This window comes from Paenibacillus sp. HB172176 (assembly GCF_011947265.1).
In the GTDB taxonomy this organism is placed as follows: Bacteria; Bacillota; Bacilli; order Paenibacillales; family Paenibacillaceae; genus Pristimantibacillus.
The window spans coordinates 20,130-38,477 of record NZ_JAATHD010000003.1 but is presented as its reverse complement, the minus strand read 5'-3'; the positions used below and the strand labels follow the sequence as shown (position 1 = coordinate 38,477).

The following is an 18,348-nucleotide window of genomic DNA, read 5'->3' as shown; positions in this document are numbered from 1 at the left end:
AGCCTAGCTGACGGTTACGGTAATTCTGGCTTCTTCGCCTTTGTAATTCGCCACGATATCGGTTAAGGTTCCCGCAGTCAGTCCCTGTACGACGGCGTTCTCACCGCGCGACTCGAGCAGCCTGGCGGAGTAAGCGTCATCGCTGTACCAGACGACATTCTCCGGATCCCCCACCGGATTATTGCTCGCGTCCAGCACCTGGGCGGAGATTGTCTGGCTCCCGTAAGCGCCCAGCGATAAGCTGCTTACGCTGATTTGCACCGTATACGGCGTATCGTTAGGCCCCGGATTCACGTAGCCCAGCGTATCGCCGTACAGCAAGCTGTTGAAATCGTTGCCGTTGCCGTCCCAGCTTGAATTCGTACCGTTCACGAATTGCGGATCGGCGCCTTGCACGCCCGCTATATACATGTCGGAGTTGGTAGACGTAAACTGCCCGCCATTCGTCGTATAGAGCGAGGTGCCTGTCGTTGTGCCGATAATCGAATGGTATACATCGACTTGATTCGTGGAATTGTCCAGTTCGATCTCTCTGTTCGTGTCGTTGTACAAGGTGCTGTAATACAGCTCGGCCTTGCCACCCGTGCCGCCGACCCACAGTCCGGGAGCTCCGCTGCTGCCGCCGCGCTTGTAGGAGTAGCCTCCGACCGCGTTGATGAACATCGCCTTGCCCTGCGACCAGACCCGGTAATTCCGCTTGTTGCCGAAAGCGACGGTATTGATGTATACCGGATTGAGCGACTTGTCGTCGAAGCCGCCGTCCGTGCTGTCGAAGGCCTTGCTGCGGATATAGGTCAGATTGTACGTCTGGCGTTCCGCTGCGAAGCCGTCGCCGTTCCAGTAGTTGGAGCCTGCTTCGTGCCAGCTGTTGCTGCTCGTCACATCCTGGAATACGATGTCATGGTCGAAAATGTATTGCGATTCCGGCGAGTTGCCGATGCGAAAGCCCATTGGGAAATTACCGTTCGTCCAATTCGCTTGACCGCCGGCGTCCCCTGTGGAATTAATGACGCTCGCATTGTAGTTGCCGTTGCGGAAGCGGACGGCGCTTTTCGTGTAATTCACGGAATCGCTGTCTTTGATCACGATATCATGCGAGCCTGCGTCCGGATTGGCCCGCGTTGCCTTGCCCCACAGATACACGCCGTCGCTCATATCGCTCATGTCCACATTCAGGATGCGGATGCCTTCATGCTGGCCGTTCGCGTAGATGCCGTAGAAGTACTTCTGAATGTTGATATCCTGAATCCACCAATAGCTGACGCCAAGCGGTACATTGATGAACTTCCGCGAGCCTTGGTTCGCAAGCGTGAAGTCCCCTTCGAACACCGGCAATCCGCTGCCGGTATCCGCTCCGACCAGCTTCTTCATATGCTGCAGATCCGTGCCGCCGCCTTTCAGTGTCAGCGTCTGCGGCACGGAGTACGTGCCGCTTCCGACATGAAGCGTATTCGTGACGCCCGTGGCGTCCCAGGCCGTCTGAAGTCCGCCGGACTTGTCGCCTTCGAACGCGTTGGACCAACTGCTGCCGTCCTTAGAGCCTGCGCCGCTTGGCGTGACATAGCGGTCGACGGGACTTGGCGGCGTTGGCGGTGTCGGCGTTGTTCCGAGGGTCGCCGCGCTGAGAGCCAGATCGCCGAATGCGGACGTATTCTGATAATTGTTCGCCTCGCCCGCCCATACGAGCTGACCATCCCGCGTCGCGCCGTCATCGTCGTCGTTCACGGCGATATCGAAGCCGATCACTTGGCTCCCCGTCGGCGTAATGCCGAAGTTGATCCATGGAATCGCCAGCTCGACGGCATAGCCGCCCGTGATCGCCGCCCAGGCATGCTTCACGCCGACCGTTTCGCCATGCAGCTCGAATAGGCCGCTATCGTTGTATCGCTTGCGGAACTGCCAATCGAATACGTCGTAGGTCGCCCCCTTGCTATGATTGGCATCAAGGAACAACTCGACGGAGTCGTCGTCGAAGGAGTCGCTTCCTGAGTCGTTAACGAGATTGGCATCGAGCACCTTGATGCCTACGTACAGGTACTGATCATCCCAGAGAGCGCCGTAAGTCACCGTATTGTCTACGCTGCCCGTCACCACCTTGGAAACGCTTTCGGAAATAGACCAGACGCTCTCGTTCAACTCGCCGTCGATCTCAAGCGGGCTAAGCGTCTTCTTCGCCGTGTAGGTCTGCACCGTCGGAGCAGGATCCGACACGCTGACATCGTCGAAGCTGTAGTTTCCTTTGCTGTAGCCGCCGATTCCGATCTTCCCGGAGCTGAAGGAGCTGTCGACGGCCGATACCAGCTGCACGTCGTCCAGATAGCCTGTCAGTTGATCGCCGTCGACTGACAATTTCAACTTATACGTCGTATTCGTATCCAGCGTGACGGACGCGCTGTCTAGTGACGTATACGTTCCGCTCACCGATTTGGACAGCGTAATCGTATCGTGCTTCGTGCTGATCTTCAACGCGTACAAATTGTTTTTGTCGTGATAACGGGCGTAGAGTCCTGTCGTATTGTCGTTCGAGCCGTTGTTCAGCTTCGCTTCCAATACATAATCGGTCCAGGTCGAGCTGCCGTTTACCACATACTGATTCGTGGAGGAGCCGTTCACGTAAGACAGCTTGTACACCTCGGAGCTTCCGTCGTTCACGACCGAGAAGACGCCTCCCTGCACAACCGTCCAGCCTGCGGCGTCTCCATCCTCGAAGTCGTCATACAATAACGAAGCCGCGTTTGCGGTTTGAAGCGGCGGAACAAGTCCGATTGAGGCTGCCAGCACGACACTCAGCAGCATTGCGCACGAACGTGTCAGCCATTTCCGTTTTCCCATTGTTTTTCTCCTCTCATGCGTGGAATGATTTGCTTCCTTGTGTCGAGTAGATGTGCCGCCTTTCCTAATACGAAAAAATTGGGCGCCCAATGACTACACGCTACCATGCGCAGGGCGCAACCGGGAATAATCATTTTCTTGCATGGGCATAATCACGTCCGTGAAAGCAGCCGCCCCTCCAGTCGATATGCGGACACCAATAAAAATCCCGGCTGTCTATTAGCCGGGATCTCGTTTCATCAGCGCTTTGCTTTATCGTAAGCGTCTTGCATGATTTCAATATATCTTGCGATTTTCAAATCCCGAAGTCCTTGCAAATAATTATCCCAATCCGCGCTCAAGCTCTTCTGGCCCGTAATGAACTGAAGCGCGTTCTCTTCGATATAATTCGTAATATTAATCTGCAGAAAGTTGAATTCGTCAGCTGCCAACGGATCGATCCATAGCGATTCCACCGACAGCAGCTCCTCGGGTTCATGTCCCTCATACAGCTCCGTCGCCTCCTGAAGCCTGCGTTCATAGCCGTCCGGCGCATAAATATCCGTTCCCTGCACCCAACTGTCGCGATACGTCTTCGGCATGTAGAAATGACCCATCCCGCTCCAGCCCGAATTATGGGGAGCATCCCCCTCCTTCGTCTCGATTCGCGTGAATCTAGGCTCCGCATCCGGATTCAACGCCTCTTCGCCGGCAATCGGCTTTCTCCAATCCAGGCCCTCGACGCCTACCTCGGCATGTGCTTGACCTTCCGGCGTATACATATAATCCGCCATCTGAATGAGCGCGATTCGAGCCTCCGGGCTCGCTTTGTCTGTAATGACGAATTTGGCGCCGGGGGACACGCCGTTCGTGCTGTACGTGGCATAGGAAGCATAGGGTCCTCGAAGCGGCGGCAGCGGATTATAGTCGGCGCTCCGCGTATTATCCGGCCCCGAATCAACGAAAATGGCGGGATGCATGGCCGCGCCGGCTCCTAGTATTTGCGCATCCTTATTCTCTCCGATTTTCTTATACGCTTCCGAATTTTGCGTGAAAGCGCCGGGATCGATAAGACCTTCGTCATAGAGCGATTTGATGTAAGAGAGGCCCTCGCGCCATTCCTGCTTGTCCGCCACCGTATCCACCTTGCCTTGGACCAGTTGCAGATAATCCTTATCATCGTCATAGATGAACCCGTTCATAAGGAAGGGAATAATCCGCACCCCGAAATCCTCGGTCGAGCCGCTGAGAGGAATTTCATCGCGCACGCCGTTGCCGTTCGGATCCCGGGTTTGGAACGCCTGAAGCATCTTCTTGAATTCCTCCGTCGTAGCCGGCATCTCCAAACCAAGACGCTCTAGCCACTTCGTGTTGACCCACAGCTTGTTCGGATACGAGCAATGATAGCACTCGCTGTAGCCGGCCAGTCCGTAGATATTGCCGTTCGGAGCGGTATTGAAGGCTCGCAGCGCCGCATTCTCCTCCATGGCGGCTTTAATATGGGGCGCGTATTGCTCAATCAGATCATTCAAAGGGATCAATACCCCTTCCTCGCCATAACGCAGCAGGTCGGCCTGCGAGAACTGATCGATGTACGTTGTCAGAATATACGCGTCTGCGTAATCTCCCCCGGCGAGCGAAATTTGACGCTTCTCCTTTGCGCCTTCATACGGGATCGCCATCCAATTGAAATCCGCGTGGAAGCGCTGCTCGAGCTCCTTCGAGAAGGCATTCGTCTCCAAATCTATCGTTGCTTCCTGCTGCGCGAAGACCTTGATCGCTATTACGTCCGTTTCCTTCTCCTCCGTGTCGGAAGCGCCTCTGCATGCCGCAAGAAGAGAAAGCAGCATGAACGCAGTCAGCCAAGCGCCGGCTCTTCTTCTCATCTGATGTCACTCCTTACTCATCCTCGATCGATTGCCTGAACACGCTCGGCGATACGCCCGTCACCCGCTTGAACGCCCTTCGGAAGGAATGGGAGCTGTTGTAGCCCGATTGCGCGGCAATATCGTCGATTGTTCGGTCGTTCTCGCGCAACAGCCTGGCCGCATGATCCATTCTTATTTTCTCCAAATAATCGGATAGATTCATGCCCGTTACTTCCTTGAACAGCTGGGATATATATTTCTCCGGCCGTTCCACCTGCTCGGCCACTCTGTAGAGCGTAAGCGCCGAATCCTGATAGGCGGTTCCGATGTAGGCTTTGATCTGCTCGACCATGCGAACATGACTGTCGTTCTTCTTGCTTTGAATGAGCTCGCACAGCATTTCCGAAATCGCGATCATTTCATGATGAATGCTCTCATAGGATTCCGTCACCTGAATGTCAATGATGCGGGTTTTCAATGCCTCCAGCCGCTCCCATTCCGAGAAGGTCTTCTGATCCAGAAGCTTCAGCAGCGTGCCTTTCATCTCTCCGATGAGCTGTATTTTCATCTCGAAGGACAGCTCTCTTTGCTCCGTGTTTTGAGCAAAAATCGCTTGAAGATGCCGTTTCGTTTCTTCTAGCTCCCCCGCCCGAATCGTGCTGATCAGCCTCGTTTCCATCTCGAGCGGGTAATAATAGGTAGCGCTGTCCTGCCTCATCTCCTCGAACCAGCATATCTCTTTCTTATTCAAATGCGAAGCGTATTCCAGAGTCTGCTTCGCCTGCTCGAACGATTGGCTCACCTCGGTCACCGATTCGAACAAATCGCCCAGCACCGCCGTAACCGATATGCGGTATTCCATGAATACTTGGCGGGACACATGAAGCAAGGTTTTCGCTATCTCGTCCTTGCCCATCTGAATAGCCGTTGCTTTATCCGGAAAAGCGAACAGGAACACGATTTTGTCCGAGCCGATATCGGTCATTCGAATTGCGCTTTGGGAGTCGTTCAAGGCCTGCTTCAAAATAAGTCGAGCCGCGTTCAGCTCGTTCAGAATTTCGACGCTCTCCATGAGCGAATAACCGTTCACTTGAAGAATGCCGACATATCCGGTATTGCCATTGAGACCCGCATTCGATTGCACCGCCGCCGCGATAATTTCTTCGCGTGTTTGAAATTCTCCGACAAGCAGCCGCTTCAGGAAGGCGTCCCTGATGAGCGGAGCCTGGCGATGCAGCTCCGATTCCAGTCTCGTATTGTTCTTGATCATCTTCGCGATGTTGCCGTGCAGGAAATCATATTCATTCGGTGCGGCCTGCCCCTCCTGGCCGAATTGCTCTTTCATTACGCCGATGATCCGGTTAATGGGCGCGCTGTTGCGGTAGGAGAGCAAGAAACCAACGATTAACCCGATGAGCAGAGCCGCTCCGGTCACGCTCCATGTAATATATTTGATCTTGTTCGCGTTCTCCATTAACACTTCTCTCGGGATGCCCGCCTGATAGGTCCAGCCGTTCACGCTCGACTTAATCGTAATGACCAGATCATCCTTGTAGAATTGACTCTGCTTATCTTCCTCGAACTCTGCGTCCGCGGCAAGCTCGGCGGCTTCCTCTTCCTCTATGCCCCCAATGCCGATCGTCTGGCCGCTCGTATCCGTAATATGCACCCAGCCGTTATAGCGCTCCGTCACGCCGGACAACAGACTGGTGATCAGCTTTTGATCAATAATGACGACAACGACTGCGGGCGAGGAATCATTGAAGCTGTCGAGAGGCAAGGACTGCATATAAGTGATAACAGACGTATCCGTTTTGTTGTTCATGAATGGACGAAGCGGCAATATCTCGCTTCGATGCGTTTTCTCCAGAACCTCGCTCTTCCAATTCTCGAAGGGCATATCCGCATAATGATAGCTGTCGTAATAATGCTCCGGACGGAAATAGGCCGAGCCGGGTGTCAGAATAACATTATAATTATGGAGATAGACGAAAAAATGCTGCAAGAAATCATTCGTTTGGCCAAAGCTTAATACATCCTTCATCATCTTCCAAATGCCGAATACATTCGCCTGATTCTCCGCCGTGGGATTCTCGTTCATCAGCACGTTCAAATCCTGATTGATGGCGAGCTGTCTTGTAAAGCCCTCCACCTCGGACATTCTCCGCTCCAGAATCTCCTTGCTCTTCTGAAGCTGAGTAACGCTGTTCTCGATGGAGAGGGACTGGGTTACGGTAATCGCCGTTCGGTAAGACATATATCCAGCAAGGCTAGGAATTATCAGAATGATAATGTATGAGATTAGGAAGCTTCTAAACACTCTGGAATACCTAGTCATGGTGAATCCTCCGTTCTTGGTAGATACAAACTTCCGTTATGCTTGAGAGCGCTATCATAACGAAAATTCTCGTTTCATGCAATAACGCATGTTTGCATGAGAAAAGCAACTACGGTCTTGCCTTGCATGTAGTTGCTTTTCTTGGCTATTCGTGGATGTTACTGGATATATTTCAATTGGTCTTGATTACTGAATTGATGTGGCTATTCCTTACTGTGCAGCTTTCGTTGCGAGCGCAAGGTATACATAATCTGTTCCGCTCGACAGTAAGCATCATGAACGCAGATTTGACTTGATCGCTTATTTTACTGGAAATTGTCCCGTATATTTGTTCATTTTCCGCCGCAGCTCTTGATATACAGGAATAACTCCAGCTTATTTCCTCTAACTTGCATCATGCAGAGGGGATCCGCCCAATATGCTGGACATTTTCCAGTAGAAATACAAATTAGCCCTTATTCCGAGAATTATACGGGAGGAATTCCTGTTCAGCATACATCCAGCTGTGCGCTGAACTGTAGCGGGCTCTCCAGCGCTGATTTCCGGCGCTGCAGACTCGGAGGCGCAGCTCTTCGGCTCCCCAGCGCTGATCTTCAGCGTTACAGCCTCGGGCGCGCGGCTCTTCGGCTCTCCAGTGCTGATCTTCAGCGTTACAGCCTCGGGCGCGCGGCTCTTCGGCTCTCCAGCGTTGGTTTCCAGCGCTGCAGGCTCGACGGCGCGGCTCTTCAGCTATCCAGCGCTGAATTTCAGCGCTGCATCATACATAGCTGCCCGTCGAGGGGATACGCTCTGCCCGCTTCCATGCTCAGCTCCGCCGTCAACTCGCCGCAGCGGACTCGAACCGTCCCGTTCGACGACGGCTTAAGCACAGCCTCGACAAGCTTCCCGCCGCTCCAAACCATATCCACCTCGCAATTCCCCCGCGCGCGAAGTCCCGCAACCTGTCCGGAATCCCACGCTTTCGGAAGAGCTGGCAGCAGATCTATCTCATTCGCGTGGCTCTGCATCAGCATTTCGCCAATAGCCGCCGTTCCGCCGAAATTGCCGTCAATGACGAAAATATTCGATTCCGCTCCCGCAATGCCCGCCTTCGAATAGGTGAACAGATTATCGAAGCACAACTGCCCGAGCAAGTAGGAGAGCTGCTTATGCGCATTATCGCCGTCTCGCAATCTCGCGAACCCGGAAGCGAAGAGTGCCAGCGTGAATTCGACATCCTCCAGCTCGGCCCGACTCATCCGATTCTCGAGTGTTTTTCTCAACGCCTCGCTCAGCTTCGGCGTTCCATACGGTGTAACCTGATTGCCTGGATACAGTCCGTATAGGTGAGACATATGCCTGTGATCGGGCTGCGCTTCGCCATAATCCTCCAGCCATTCCTGCAATTGTCCCCGTTCGCCGATTTGCAGCGGAGGCAGCAGCTCGATCGCCCCGCGAAGCCGATTCCGCAATTCCTCATCCTTATCGAGCTCTTCCGCGGATGCCAGGCAGAATTCGAACAGCTCCCGCACCAGCATCTGATCCATGGTCGAGCCCATGGACAGCGCGTATTCTTTGCCGGTCTCACCGCCGACATAGAAGCTGTTCTCGGGCGAATTCGAAGGGCCGGTTACAAGCCAGCCGTATTTCGGATGAACCGTCATATAATCAAGGAAGAAGAGAGCGGCTTCCTTCAAGACGGGATAGGCGGTGCCTGAGAGAAATTCGGAATCGCGTCCATATTTATAATGCTCCATGAGATGCGCCGCGATCCATAATCCGCCGGTGACGTTAAGTCCCCAGTTGAAGCCCCAGCCCGGCGAAGCGAAGCCCCATGCGTTGGTGAAGACATGAGCAACCCAGCCCTCGCAGCCGTAGAACGCCTTCGCCGCTTCGCGGCCCGACTCCGACAATCGCTTGACGAACGTCATGAGCGGCACATGGCATTCGGCAAGATTGCTCGCTTCCGTCGGGTAATAGTTCATCTGCGTATTCACATCGAGATGATAATCGCAGCTCCACTGCATGCGGTTCGCTTCCCCGTCATTCCAATTGCCCTGCAGATTCATCGGCAGAGGGGAATCCTCCCTCGAGCCCGCGATCGTCAGATAACGCCCATATTGGTAAAACAAAGCGAACAGCTCCGAATCCTCTCCGCTTTCGTCCATAAGCCTCCGAATTCGCTCGTCCGTAGGCAGATGAGAACGACCCCCTTCGCCAAGCCGCAGGCTCACGCGGTCAAACAGCTTGCTGTAATCCGCGATATGATCCCGCTTCAACCGTTCGTACCCCTTCATAATCGCGTTGTCGATCAGCCTGCCGCTCTCGAGCTGCCATGCATCGTCTACGCTGCCGTAATCGGTAGCCGCTGCCCAATACAGTAAGGCCTCGTCCGCACCGCGAACGATCAAGCTGTGCTCCTCCCTCAGCAGCTCCCCTCCCGTCACGACAAGCCTCAGCTCTCCGCTCGCCTTAACGCCGCAGCTGCCATCGCTGTGCATATCCTCGACAGCCTTGCCGGCGAACTGAATCGAGCCGTCGCTCGAGTATACAGCTGAGAAAGCAGATGTTCTCCCATTCAAACCCAGCTTAAAGGAAATCGAACCCGGCTCCGTGGCGAAGAACCGTGACACGATAATGCCGTCCGCATGCGTGGCGAAGGTTTCCCTGTAATGACTGACGTCCTTCCTTCCACATGTATCGCGGACTATCGCCTCCTGCAGATCGAGCTCCCGGCGCATATCCACGCCCGCAGCCTCGAATTCGATCCATAGATCCGCAAGCGTCAGATTCGTGCCGAAATTGCCCTTCTCCGGCTGCAAATACCGCTGCGCTAGCTCTTCTCCGCGCTCATACTCCTCCGCGAAGAACGCTTCTCTCATTTCTGCCAATGCCGACTTGCCCTTCCCTAAATCCTCAAGCTTTTCCGGCTTCCCGGACCAATACGTAATCTCCGTCATGCTCCAGCTCTCTGTTTCGACCCCGCTTTGCACAACCGCTCCCAAACGTCCATTCCCTATGGGCAGTCCTTGCGACCAGCTCCGCGCAGGACCCGAATAGCTTAGCTTCAACTTACTCATGCAGCACCTTCCCGTCATCGCTTTATTGTGAGCGCTTTCTCTTCCAAAGCGTAACGGGAACGGCTGAACGAGTAAAGGTACACTTGCGGTTGCAAGCGTACCTTTCTCCTCTTACTTGACCCTATATTCCTCGAAATAACGCGGAATGATCGTAGTTGAAGCGCCGGGCTGCTGCGGAAGCACATAATAGCCGTCCTTCACCGTAGCTGGCTCTTCAAAGATATGACGAATCCACGGAATATACTCCAGCATGACGGCGTTCGGGGTAGCCGCGACCAAATGCTGATGAATCTGACCCATGTCTCCCACATGAGGACAGACCGGCAAGTCATAGGCGGCGGCAAGGCCAGCCACCTGCTGCCATTCCGTTATGCCGGCAACTCGAGTAACATCGACCTGCACATATTCGACCGCGCCGCGCTCGATATAATCGCGGAACGCATATTTATTGTACACATGCTCCCCGAGCGCGATCGGAACATTCAGCTCATCCGCAAGCTTGCGATGATTGCCGATATCATCCGGATTGAGGGGCTCCTCCAGCCAGATAAGATCGAACTGCTCGAGCTTCTTGCCCCAGGTCATCGCCGTCGTAATATTCCACTGCTGATTCACATCGATCATCAGTCCGACGTCGTCGCCGATGGCCTTTCGAACCGCGCGGACACGGTCGAAGTCTTCGCGCGAATCCGGCAAGCCCACCTTCATCTTCACTGCGGTGAAGCCTTCCTCGAGAATGCTGCTCATATCCGAAATCAGGCGTTCCTTGCTCCAGTTCAGCCAGCCGCCATTCGTATTATAAGCCTTGATCTTCTCCGGCTTATGTCCGCCAAGATATTGCCAGAGCGGCTTGTTCGAAGCCTTCGACATAATATCCCAAAGAGCGATATCGACCGCCGCAAGCGCCATATGAACGACGCCGGCTCTGCCGATCCAATGCATCGGGCCGAAGCGCAGCTCCTCCCAAATTTGCTTCACCATAAAAGGATCCTTGCCGATTAATGCCGGAGCGTAATAATGATCGATCGTCTGGGCGATCATCTCGTCTCCTTTGGCGCAGGTGCCCGTGTAGCCGTAACCGGTAATGCCTTCGTCCGTCATTATGCGAATGCCGGTAACGCCCCAATGGGTGGCGACATTAATCGCGTCGGTAATCGGTGGCGTAATGGGCACATGCAGAATAAAGCTTTCAGCGCTGACAATCTTCATTTCTATTTCCTCCGTTGTTGTAAGCCTTAGTTAATAACCAAGGGATGCTCCGCCGTCAACCGGCATGGCGAGTCCCGTTATGAATTTCGCTTGTTCGCTTGCCAGGAAGAGCACCGCATCCGCGATTTCCTCCCCATAAGCCGGTCTTCCAAGCGCATGCATATCATTCAAAAGCTGATGCGTCGCCGCCGGATTTGGCTGCTTCTCGATCCACGTTTCCAGCAGCGGCGTCATGACGCCGGCAGGACAGATGCAATTCACGCGCACGCCGTCATCAGCGTAGTCAAGCGCAAGAGCTTTCGTCATGGCGATAATTCCGCCCTTCGTCGCGGCGTACACCGCATTCTGCTTCTGACCGACCAATCCGTTCAAGGAGGACATATTCACGATATTGCCCTTTGACTCCCTCAGCATGGGGATGAAATGCTTCGTCATGAGATAGACGCTCTTCAGATTAACGTCGATCACCTTCGACCATTCGTCCTCCTCCACCTGCTCGAGCAGCTTCGGGAGGATCATCGCCGCATTGTTGTAGAGCACATCCACGGAAGGGTAGTCCTTCCGAATATCGTCAGCCAGAGAGCGGACCTCCCGCTCGGAGGAGACATCCGTCCGTACCGCTTGAGCGGAACGAGCGCCATAGAGACCACGGATCTCTCCGGCCACCCGATCCCCTTGCTCGAGATTCCGATCGACGATGACGACCGCAGCTCCCTCCTCCGCGAACTTCTTCGCCGCGATTTCTCCGATGCCCGATCCCCCGCCCGTAATGACGCAAACCTTATCCTTAAAGCGCATGCGGAATTCTCCTCCTCCGTTATCGGGATAACTGCTTCGTCAACTTCCGCAGCTCGCGAATCGCAAGCTCGTTCTTCTCGCGAAAGCAGTGCGTCGGCATGGAGAAGCTCGCCGCGGCGACGGCTTCCCCTCGCTCATAGATCGGAGCCGCAACGCAGGTGAAGCCAACGACGGCTTCTTCTTCATCAAGCGCGTAGCCTTGTTCCCGCACAAGCCGCAGCTCCTCAAGCAATTGCAGCACATCCTTCGTCGTTTGCTCCGTGAAGGCATGGAAGGGAGTATCTCCGAACAATGACGCTACCGCCTCGTCGTTCATGACGGACAGCAGCGCTTTGCCAAGCGCGGTCGAATACGCCGGAAGACGCATCCCGGGCTCGGTTATCATTCGCACGGGAGAGAGGGATTCCTTCTTAGCGAGATACAGAATATCCCTTCCCTCCAGCTTCGCGAGCTGCAATGTTTCCCCGACAATGCCGACAGCCTCGGATGAGGCGGTTTGGAAGAGCTCCACGAGATCAAAGCCCTTGAAATACGCATGGCCCAGCATGCCGAACACAGAGCCTAGGCGATACGTGTCGCCCTTCTCGCGGCTAATCCAGTTCATCGCCTCCATCGTTTGCAGCAGCGAGAACATTGTACTCTTGTTAATGCCGGTTGCCGCCGACAAATCCATCAGCTTCAGCTCGGAGGGAGACTCGGCGATGCAAGCCAGCACCTTGTCCGCTCGCTCGAGAGCAGGCACCCAATATTTTCGTTCCACGGCTTCGTTCCTCCATATCCTTGCAAAATGCCATAATGCTCAATAGCGACGTTCCCTAATCATTCGCTTGCAGTCTATACCTTCTCGTTCACCATGCGATTGGTCAGCTTGCCCAGCTTCTCGATCTCGATCGTCACTACGTCGCCGTTCTTCAGATAGACCCGCTGCTCAGGCGGAAGTCCGAGCACGACGCCTTCAGGCGTGCCCGTAAGGATGATATCTCCCGGATAGAGCGTCATATGCTGCGAAATGTAGCTGACCACCTCGTCGCAATGGAAGATCATATCCGACGTATTCGAGCTTTGGCGAACCTCGCCGTTCACGACGCAGCGAATTGCGAGAGCATTCGGATTGCCCACCTCGTCCGCCGTAACCAGATAGGGGCCGACAGGACTGAAGCCGTCGCAGGACTTGCCGAGCAGCCATTGCTGCGTGCGCATCTGCAGATCGCGCGCCGACAGATCGTTCACATTGCAATAGCCGAATACATGGCTCAGCGCGTCTTCCTTGCTCACATACTTCGCTTGCTTGCCGATGACGATTCCAAGCTCGGCCTCATAATCGACCTCGCTGCTCACCTTGATTGGCAGCGGCACGTCCTTGCCATGCGCCGTAATCGTATTATCGAATTTATTGAACAGAATCGGATAAGCCGGGATCGCCGCATTCGTCTCTTCCGCATGCTTGCGATAATTCAGTCCGACGCAGATAATCTTGCTTGGCCGGGTGATGCATGGACCGAATTCGACATCGGCTTCGTCTTGCACGAAGCTCCCCCCCTCCGGAGAAGCCTTCACCGATTCCGCATAATCCCGCACGGCCTGCAATTGATCCTCTGACAGCTCGACAGCATCCATAATATCGGCAGGAATCGCATCGTTCGGATAAACCGCCAGCGCCGCCGTCAGATTAAGCACGCGCCCCTCTTCCGCAATCCCCAATTGATAGCTTCCTGCGTTCCCAATCGTTACAAATTTCATTCTTTATCCATCCTCTCTATTGTTCAGAAAACCGTTCGTGGATACGTACATGCGCCATCCCATTCTTCATTCCGTCCTGCGTTCATCCAGCATGCCGTCTTTCATGCTCCTCTGTCTGCCGTCTTGCGTAAATTCCTGCTTGCCGCTTGCGCCTACGCATTCTTGCCGAACACAACGCCGCCGTCGATATAAAGGGGCGAGCCCATCATGAATTTCGACTCGTCCGATGCCAGGAAAAGCGCCGCATCGGCCACATCCTCGGGCCTGCCCAACTCGCCGCTGAGCTGCCTGGTCTTAATCGCGGCAATCGCCGCATCCGGATCCTCGTAGGAGGTTTTCAAATAATTCTCCACGAACGGAGTAAGAATCGTTCCCGGCAGCAACGCATTGACCCGGATATTGTAAGGAGCGTAATCCACCTGCATCGATTTCGTCAGAGCGAGCACAGCTCCCTTGGTCGCGGAATAGGAAGCACGATTTGCGAGTCCCATCTCCGCGATGCAGGAAGACATATTAATAATCGAGCCGCTCCTCCGCTCCATCATGTGGGGGATCACATACTTGGACGGAAGGAATACGCCTCGAATATTCACATTCATGACGCGGTCCCATTGGTCCGGCTCGATCTCATGAATTCTTCCCACGCCGCTGATTCCCGCATTGTTAAACAGCACATCAATTCGGCCTTGCTGCTGTAGAGCGCTTTCAACCATGCGCTGAACCGAATCCGGATTCGTCACATCCCCCTGAATGAAGATTGCCAATCCGCCGGCAGCCTTGATCGTCTCAACCGTCTCCACGCCTGCGGCCTCATTGAGATCGTTCACGATTACGCATGCGCCCTCCGCGCCGAATCGAATCGCAGTGCTTCTTCCAATGCCAGAGCCCGCTCCCGTAATCAGGGTCACTTTCCCTTTCAATCTCATCTCAAATTTTCACCTCGACTTAATTAGTTTATTATAATAAACTAAGTTTATAATATAATATTAACAATGTAGCATTGCAAAGTTGTGTTCGTCAATATCATGGAGAGAATCGAATCGACAACGTAATTTGTCCGACATCAGCTCTTTCGCACAATATCCCTTCTACTCAGGAAACGACCTTCCAATCCGCATAAGTTTAGGAAGCACAGTGCGGCGTTCAGTGAACAGGGTCCATATTACAGATACAACCCGCCTCTTTTCACATAGATTATGAACTTAACGCTCCAGCGACTCCCTCCATACCTTCGGCGGAAGCCCGTTCAATCGCTTAAAGCTCTTGCTGAAATGAAACTCGTCCGCGTAGCCGCAAGTCTCCGCGATTTCCTTCATCATATGGTCGGTGTAGAGCAACTGGCGCTTGGCATGCTCGTTTCGCAGCTCGTTCAAGTAGCTCTTCGGACTCTGGTGCTGATAACGATGGAACAATTGCCTCATATACGTCTCGGAGATCTGGAACTCTTCGGCAAGCCTGCTCAGCCTCAGCTTGTTGCCATAGCTGCGGGCAAGCTTGTCCTTAATTGCTTCGAAGAGCTCCGCGTCGCGATTTCCTGACGACCGTTCGACTCTTCTGCCCGCTTGATGCAGATGGTTGAGCAAGAGATAGACGGAAGCCTTTGTGAGCAAATCGCTTTCGCTTTGCCCCGGCGCCCAGTTATCGAACAGCTTGCGGAACCGATTGTCCAAATCGGCCGCTTCGGCGCCCGACCATTCGCTGACGAATGGCAAAGGAAGAGCGCCCGCGAGCGCGGTGCTCCCAAGCTCATGCTTATGCCAGATTGTTTTCGAAATAGACAAAAGCAGCATCGTAATGCGCAGCGGAAGCTCCGCATCCGTCTCCATCAGCAGCCTTATGCCTGGTCTCAGATACAACAGCATCCCGCTTTTGACCGCCAACTGCTCATTGTTTCCTTCTCCGTCCTCGATTCGAAAGCTCCCTCTTCCCTCACCGATCCAGTAGAAGCTGTGTACTTCAACGTTCTGTCTAATATCCGTCCATCCCCGATGCGTCTTCTTATCCATAATAAAGTGGATATGGATATCCAAATCCTTCAAAGTGCTTTCCGTCATCTTCATACGCCTCCCTCCCTGCAACCGATTCTTATTCTTCCGTCAAAATTCCGGTCTAGCTCAGACTATCCTACCCCCAGCATAGAAGAAGGTTTCGTTTTTGACAAGTCAAGAGTCGCTTCGAACATGGAATGAAAGGCATGCTGGTGCTAAACTAAGCATGGAATAGACAAAGGAGGCACTTACAGATGAAGCAACGCGTTGTGGATTATATGCCTTGGATGCCGAAAAGCGAGGAAGAGCAGCAGGAACAAATCGAGCTTCAGCGGCAGCTGATGAAGAACGAGAATATACGGTTCGGAGAGGGCTGCTTCCTGTCGCCGGAGGCGATTTTCATGCCGAACAGCTTCGCGATGGGAAATCGAGGATTTATATCAGGAGGCGCGATTATTCGCGGCTCCAATCTCGTCATGGGCGACGATTGCTCGTTGAACTCCTACGCGCTGATCAGCGGCAAAGTGACGCTCGGCAACGGCGTGCGGATCGCTTCCCATGCCAGCCTGTACGGCTTCAATCACGGAATCGATTCGATTGAGCTGCCCGTGTTCAAGCAGCCTTGCGTGTACAAAGGCATTACGGTAGGCGATGATGTGTGGGTTGGCGCCAATGTTGTCATTCTGGACGGCGTAACGGTAGGCTCGCATGCCATCATCGCCGCCGGGGCGGTCGTGACGAAGGATGTGCCGGACTATGCCATCGTGGGAGGAAATCCCGCCAAGCTGATTCGAAGCAGACTGAATGAAGCGAAAGGAGAGAAAGCGATGGATACCAAGTACGAAACCGCGAATACGATTGACGCGTCGGATACAACGGATGCGAACAAGGCAGGCAACTCTTCTTGGAACGCCTCTCTGCGCTCGCGTTTGCAGCTTTTTGGCAAGGAGATCATAGAGCAAATGTCCGGGCTGCTCGCCTCTTATTCGGAAACGGGCGAGGACGGCGAAACCTTCTTCCGCGACAGACCCGGCTACAAGAGAACCGTCCGCGCTTATTGCGACGCAACCGAGCTTGCGGCCATGGTCGACGCGCTGCCTCCCGGCTGGACACGCGAGGAGCTCATTGCCAAGCTGCAGAGTTTCCAGGACGCGGAGAGCGGATTATTGCCCGATCCCTGGAGCCAGCCGGCCCAAGACACCTATAATCCGAGACTGCTGTCCGATCATTTGGCCCGTTATCACTTGCTTGCGGTAGGGTATAGCCTAGAGTTATTAGACGCAAAACTGACTTATCCCGTGCATGCTGTGGAGAACCTGTCCACGAAGGATTTGTATCCACATCTGGATAACTTGCCGTGGTCGACGAGAGCATGGAGCTGCGGCGATTGGATTGATTGCTACGCGACCGGGCTTTATCTGAACCTGAAGCATTTCGACTCGGTCAAAAGGCCCGATGATCTCTTCGGCTGGTTGCTCACACATGTGAACAAATTATCGGGATTATGGGGACAACCGACGGAGAAGGAGGACTGGCTGCAGCCGGTTAACGGCTTCTACCGGTTAACGCGCGCCACTTATGCACAATTCGGCGTACCGCTTCCCCATCCGGAGCGCACGATCGACACCGTGCTGGCGCATAGCCGCAATCTCGTCTTTTTCCGCGAGGATCGATTGAACGCCTGCAACGTGCTTGATGTCGTTCATCCCTTGTGGCTGTGCATGAAGCAGTCGGAATATCGCCGGGATGAGATCATCGCATGGGCGAAGAAGCATCTGGAGCTTGCTTTGAAGCATTGGATACCCGGGCGGGGCTTCGCCTTTCAATTAACGAAGCATGAAGAAACGGGACTGCAGGGCACGGAGATGTGGCTGAGCATCGTGTATCTGCTGGCTGATGTATGTGAGATCAGCGAATTGCTGGGGTATCGCCCCAAGGGCGTTCATCGGACGGAGGTTGCTCTTCCGTTATCTTAAGGCGCTGTCAGACTCCGGATACATGTTGAATACGACGTTTTGCTGCGGCCGATAGTCCTCCGAAGACGCTATCCCCTTAGCTCAGAACCGAATGTGCTCCTGAGTAAAGGGGATCGTGTCCAAAAAGTCGATCAACGCGCTTCCTTCATTAAATCATCAAAAGATCATCACATTCACAAAGGCATACTCAAAATCCGGGAAACTCTGATAGAGCAGAAGCATGCAAGAAGAACAGCACAATTGCAATGACGCCCAATAGCAGAATCATGAAGCTGTCCTTAAGCGAATCCTTCATCTTCACATGCGTAAGAACGCCTCCGATGCCGACGCATGTCAGAAGCAATGCGCCAAGCGCCGTCCAGCTCGACTCCCAATAGCCGACGCTAAGAAGCAATGCCGCCACGAGCTGGGTCAAGCCCGTCACCACGCGAAACCATTGCGGGTAACCCCATTTTCTGAAATTATCCACATGCATTTTCTGACCTGTCACTTTAGTGATCCCCGACATCAGGAACATTGCAATCAGAATACTTTGCAAAATAATCGACAGTACATTCAAAA

The 18,348-nt window shown here is 53.9% G+C and carries 12 protein-coding genes; 1 reads left to right on the top strand and 11 read right to left on the bottom strand.

Features of this window, described 5'->3' with window-relative positions; genetic code table 11:
• Positions 1–3 precede the first annotated feature (3 nt).
• The 10 genes from HFP08_RS05350 to HFP08_RS05305 form a co-directional block, all read right to left on the bottom strand.
• Complete coding sequence (locus tag HFP08_RS05350; protein ID WP_168119515.1) at positions 4–2,832, bottom strand: sugar-binding protein; 2,829 nt, start codon at positions 2,830–2,832, stop codon at positions 4–6.
• A gap of 239 nt (positions 2,833–3,071) precedes the next feature.
• Positions 3,072–4,697, bottom strand: coding sequence for a type 2 periplasmic-binding domain-containing protein (locus HFP08_RS05345; RefSeq protein ID WP_168119514.1), 1,626 nt, complete (start codon positions 4,695–4,697; stop codon positions 3,072–3,074).
• 13 nt (positions 4,698–4,710) lie between these two features.
• On the bottom strand, positions 4,711–6,936 hold the full coding sequence (locus HFP08_RS05340) for a helix-turn-helix domain-containing protein (RefSeq protein WP_240941105.1): 2,226 nt from the start codon (positions 6,934–6,936) through the stop codon (positions 4,711–4,713).
• A gap of 827 nt (positions 6,937–7,763) precedes the next feature.
• Positions 7,764–10,076 carry a glycoside hydrolase family 95 protein gene (locus tag HFP08_RS05335; RefSeq protein WP_168119512.1) on the bottom strand — a complete coding sequence of 771 codons (2,313 nt, stop codon included), beginning with the start codon at positions 10,074–10,076 and terminating at the stop codon, positions 7,764–7,766.
• A gap of 111 nt (positions 10,077–10,187) precedes the next feature.
• Positions 10,188–11,285, bottom strand: coding sequence for a mandelate racemase/muconate lactonizing enzyme family protein (locus HFP08_RS05330; protein WP_168119511.1), 1,098 nt, complete (start codon positions 11,283–11,285; stop codon positions 10,188–10,190).
• Positions 11,286–11,315: 30 nt separating this feature from the next.
• Entirely contained in the window at positions 11,316–12,083 is a 768-nt protein-coding gene (locus HFP08_RS05325; RefSeq protein ID WP_168119510.1) for an SDR family NAD(P)-dependent oxidoreductase, read from the bottom strand.
• Between the two features lie 19 nt (positions 12,084–12,102).
• A complete protein-coding gene (locus HFP08_RS05320) occupies positions 12,103–12,843 on the bottom strand; it encodes an IclR family transcriptional regulator (protein WP_168119509.1) in 741 nt (246 codons plus the stop codon).
• A gap of 74 nt (positions 12,844–12,917) precedes the next feature.
• On the bottom strand, positions 12,918–13,823 hold the full coding sequence (locus tag HFP08_RS05315; protein WP_168119508.1) for a fumarylacetoacetate hydrolase family protein: 906 nt from the start codon (positions 13,821–13,823) through the stop codon (positions 12,918–12,920).
• Between the two features lie 152 nt (positions 13,824–13,975).
• Complete coding sequence (locus HFP08_RS05310; RefSeq protein ID WP_168119507.1) at positions 13,976–14,749, bottom strand: SDR family NAD(P)-dependent oxidoreductase; 774 nt, start codon at positions 14,747–14,749, stop codon at positions 13,976–13,978.
• 276 nt (positions 14,750–15,025) lie between these two features.
• The gene (locus tag HFP08_RS05305) at positions 15,026–15,883 is read right to left on the bottom strand and encodes a helix-turn-helix transcriptional regulator (RefSeq protein ID WP_168119506.1); all 858 of its coding nucleotides are present in this window, start codon (positions 15,881–15,883) and stop codon (positions 15,026–15,028) included.
• 182 nt (positions 15,884–16,065) lie between these two features.
• Here HFP08_RS05305 and HFP08_RS29675 point away from each other — a divergent pair, with 182 nt between their 5' ends.
• Positions 16,066–17,787 (top strand): acyltransferase, encoded by a 1,722-nt coding sequence (locus HFP08_RS29675; RefSeq protein ID WP_168119505.1) that lies wholly within the window; start codon positions 16,066–16,068, stop codon positions 17,785–17,787.
• 187 nt (positions 17,788–17,974) lie between these two features.
• On the opposite strand, the gene HFP08_RS05295 is transcribed toward HFP08_RS29675, so the two are convergent.
• A complete protein-coding gene (locus tag HFP08_RS05295; RefSeq protein ID WP_168119504.1) occupies positions 17,975–18,346 on the bottom strand; it encodes a DoxX family protein in 372 nt (123 codons plus the stop codon).
• Between the last annotated feature and the right edge of the window lie 2 nt (positions 18,347–18,348).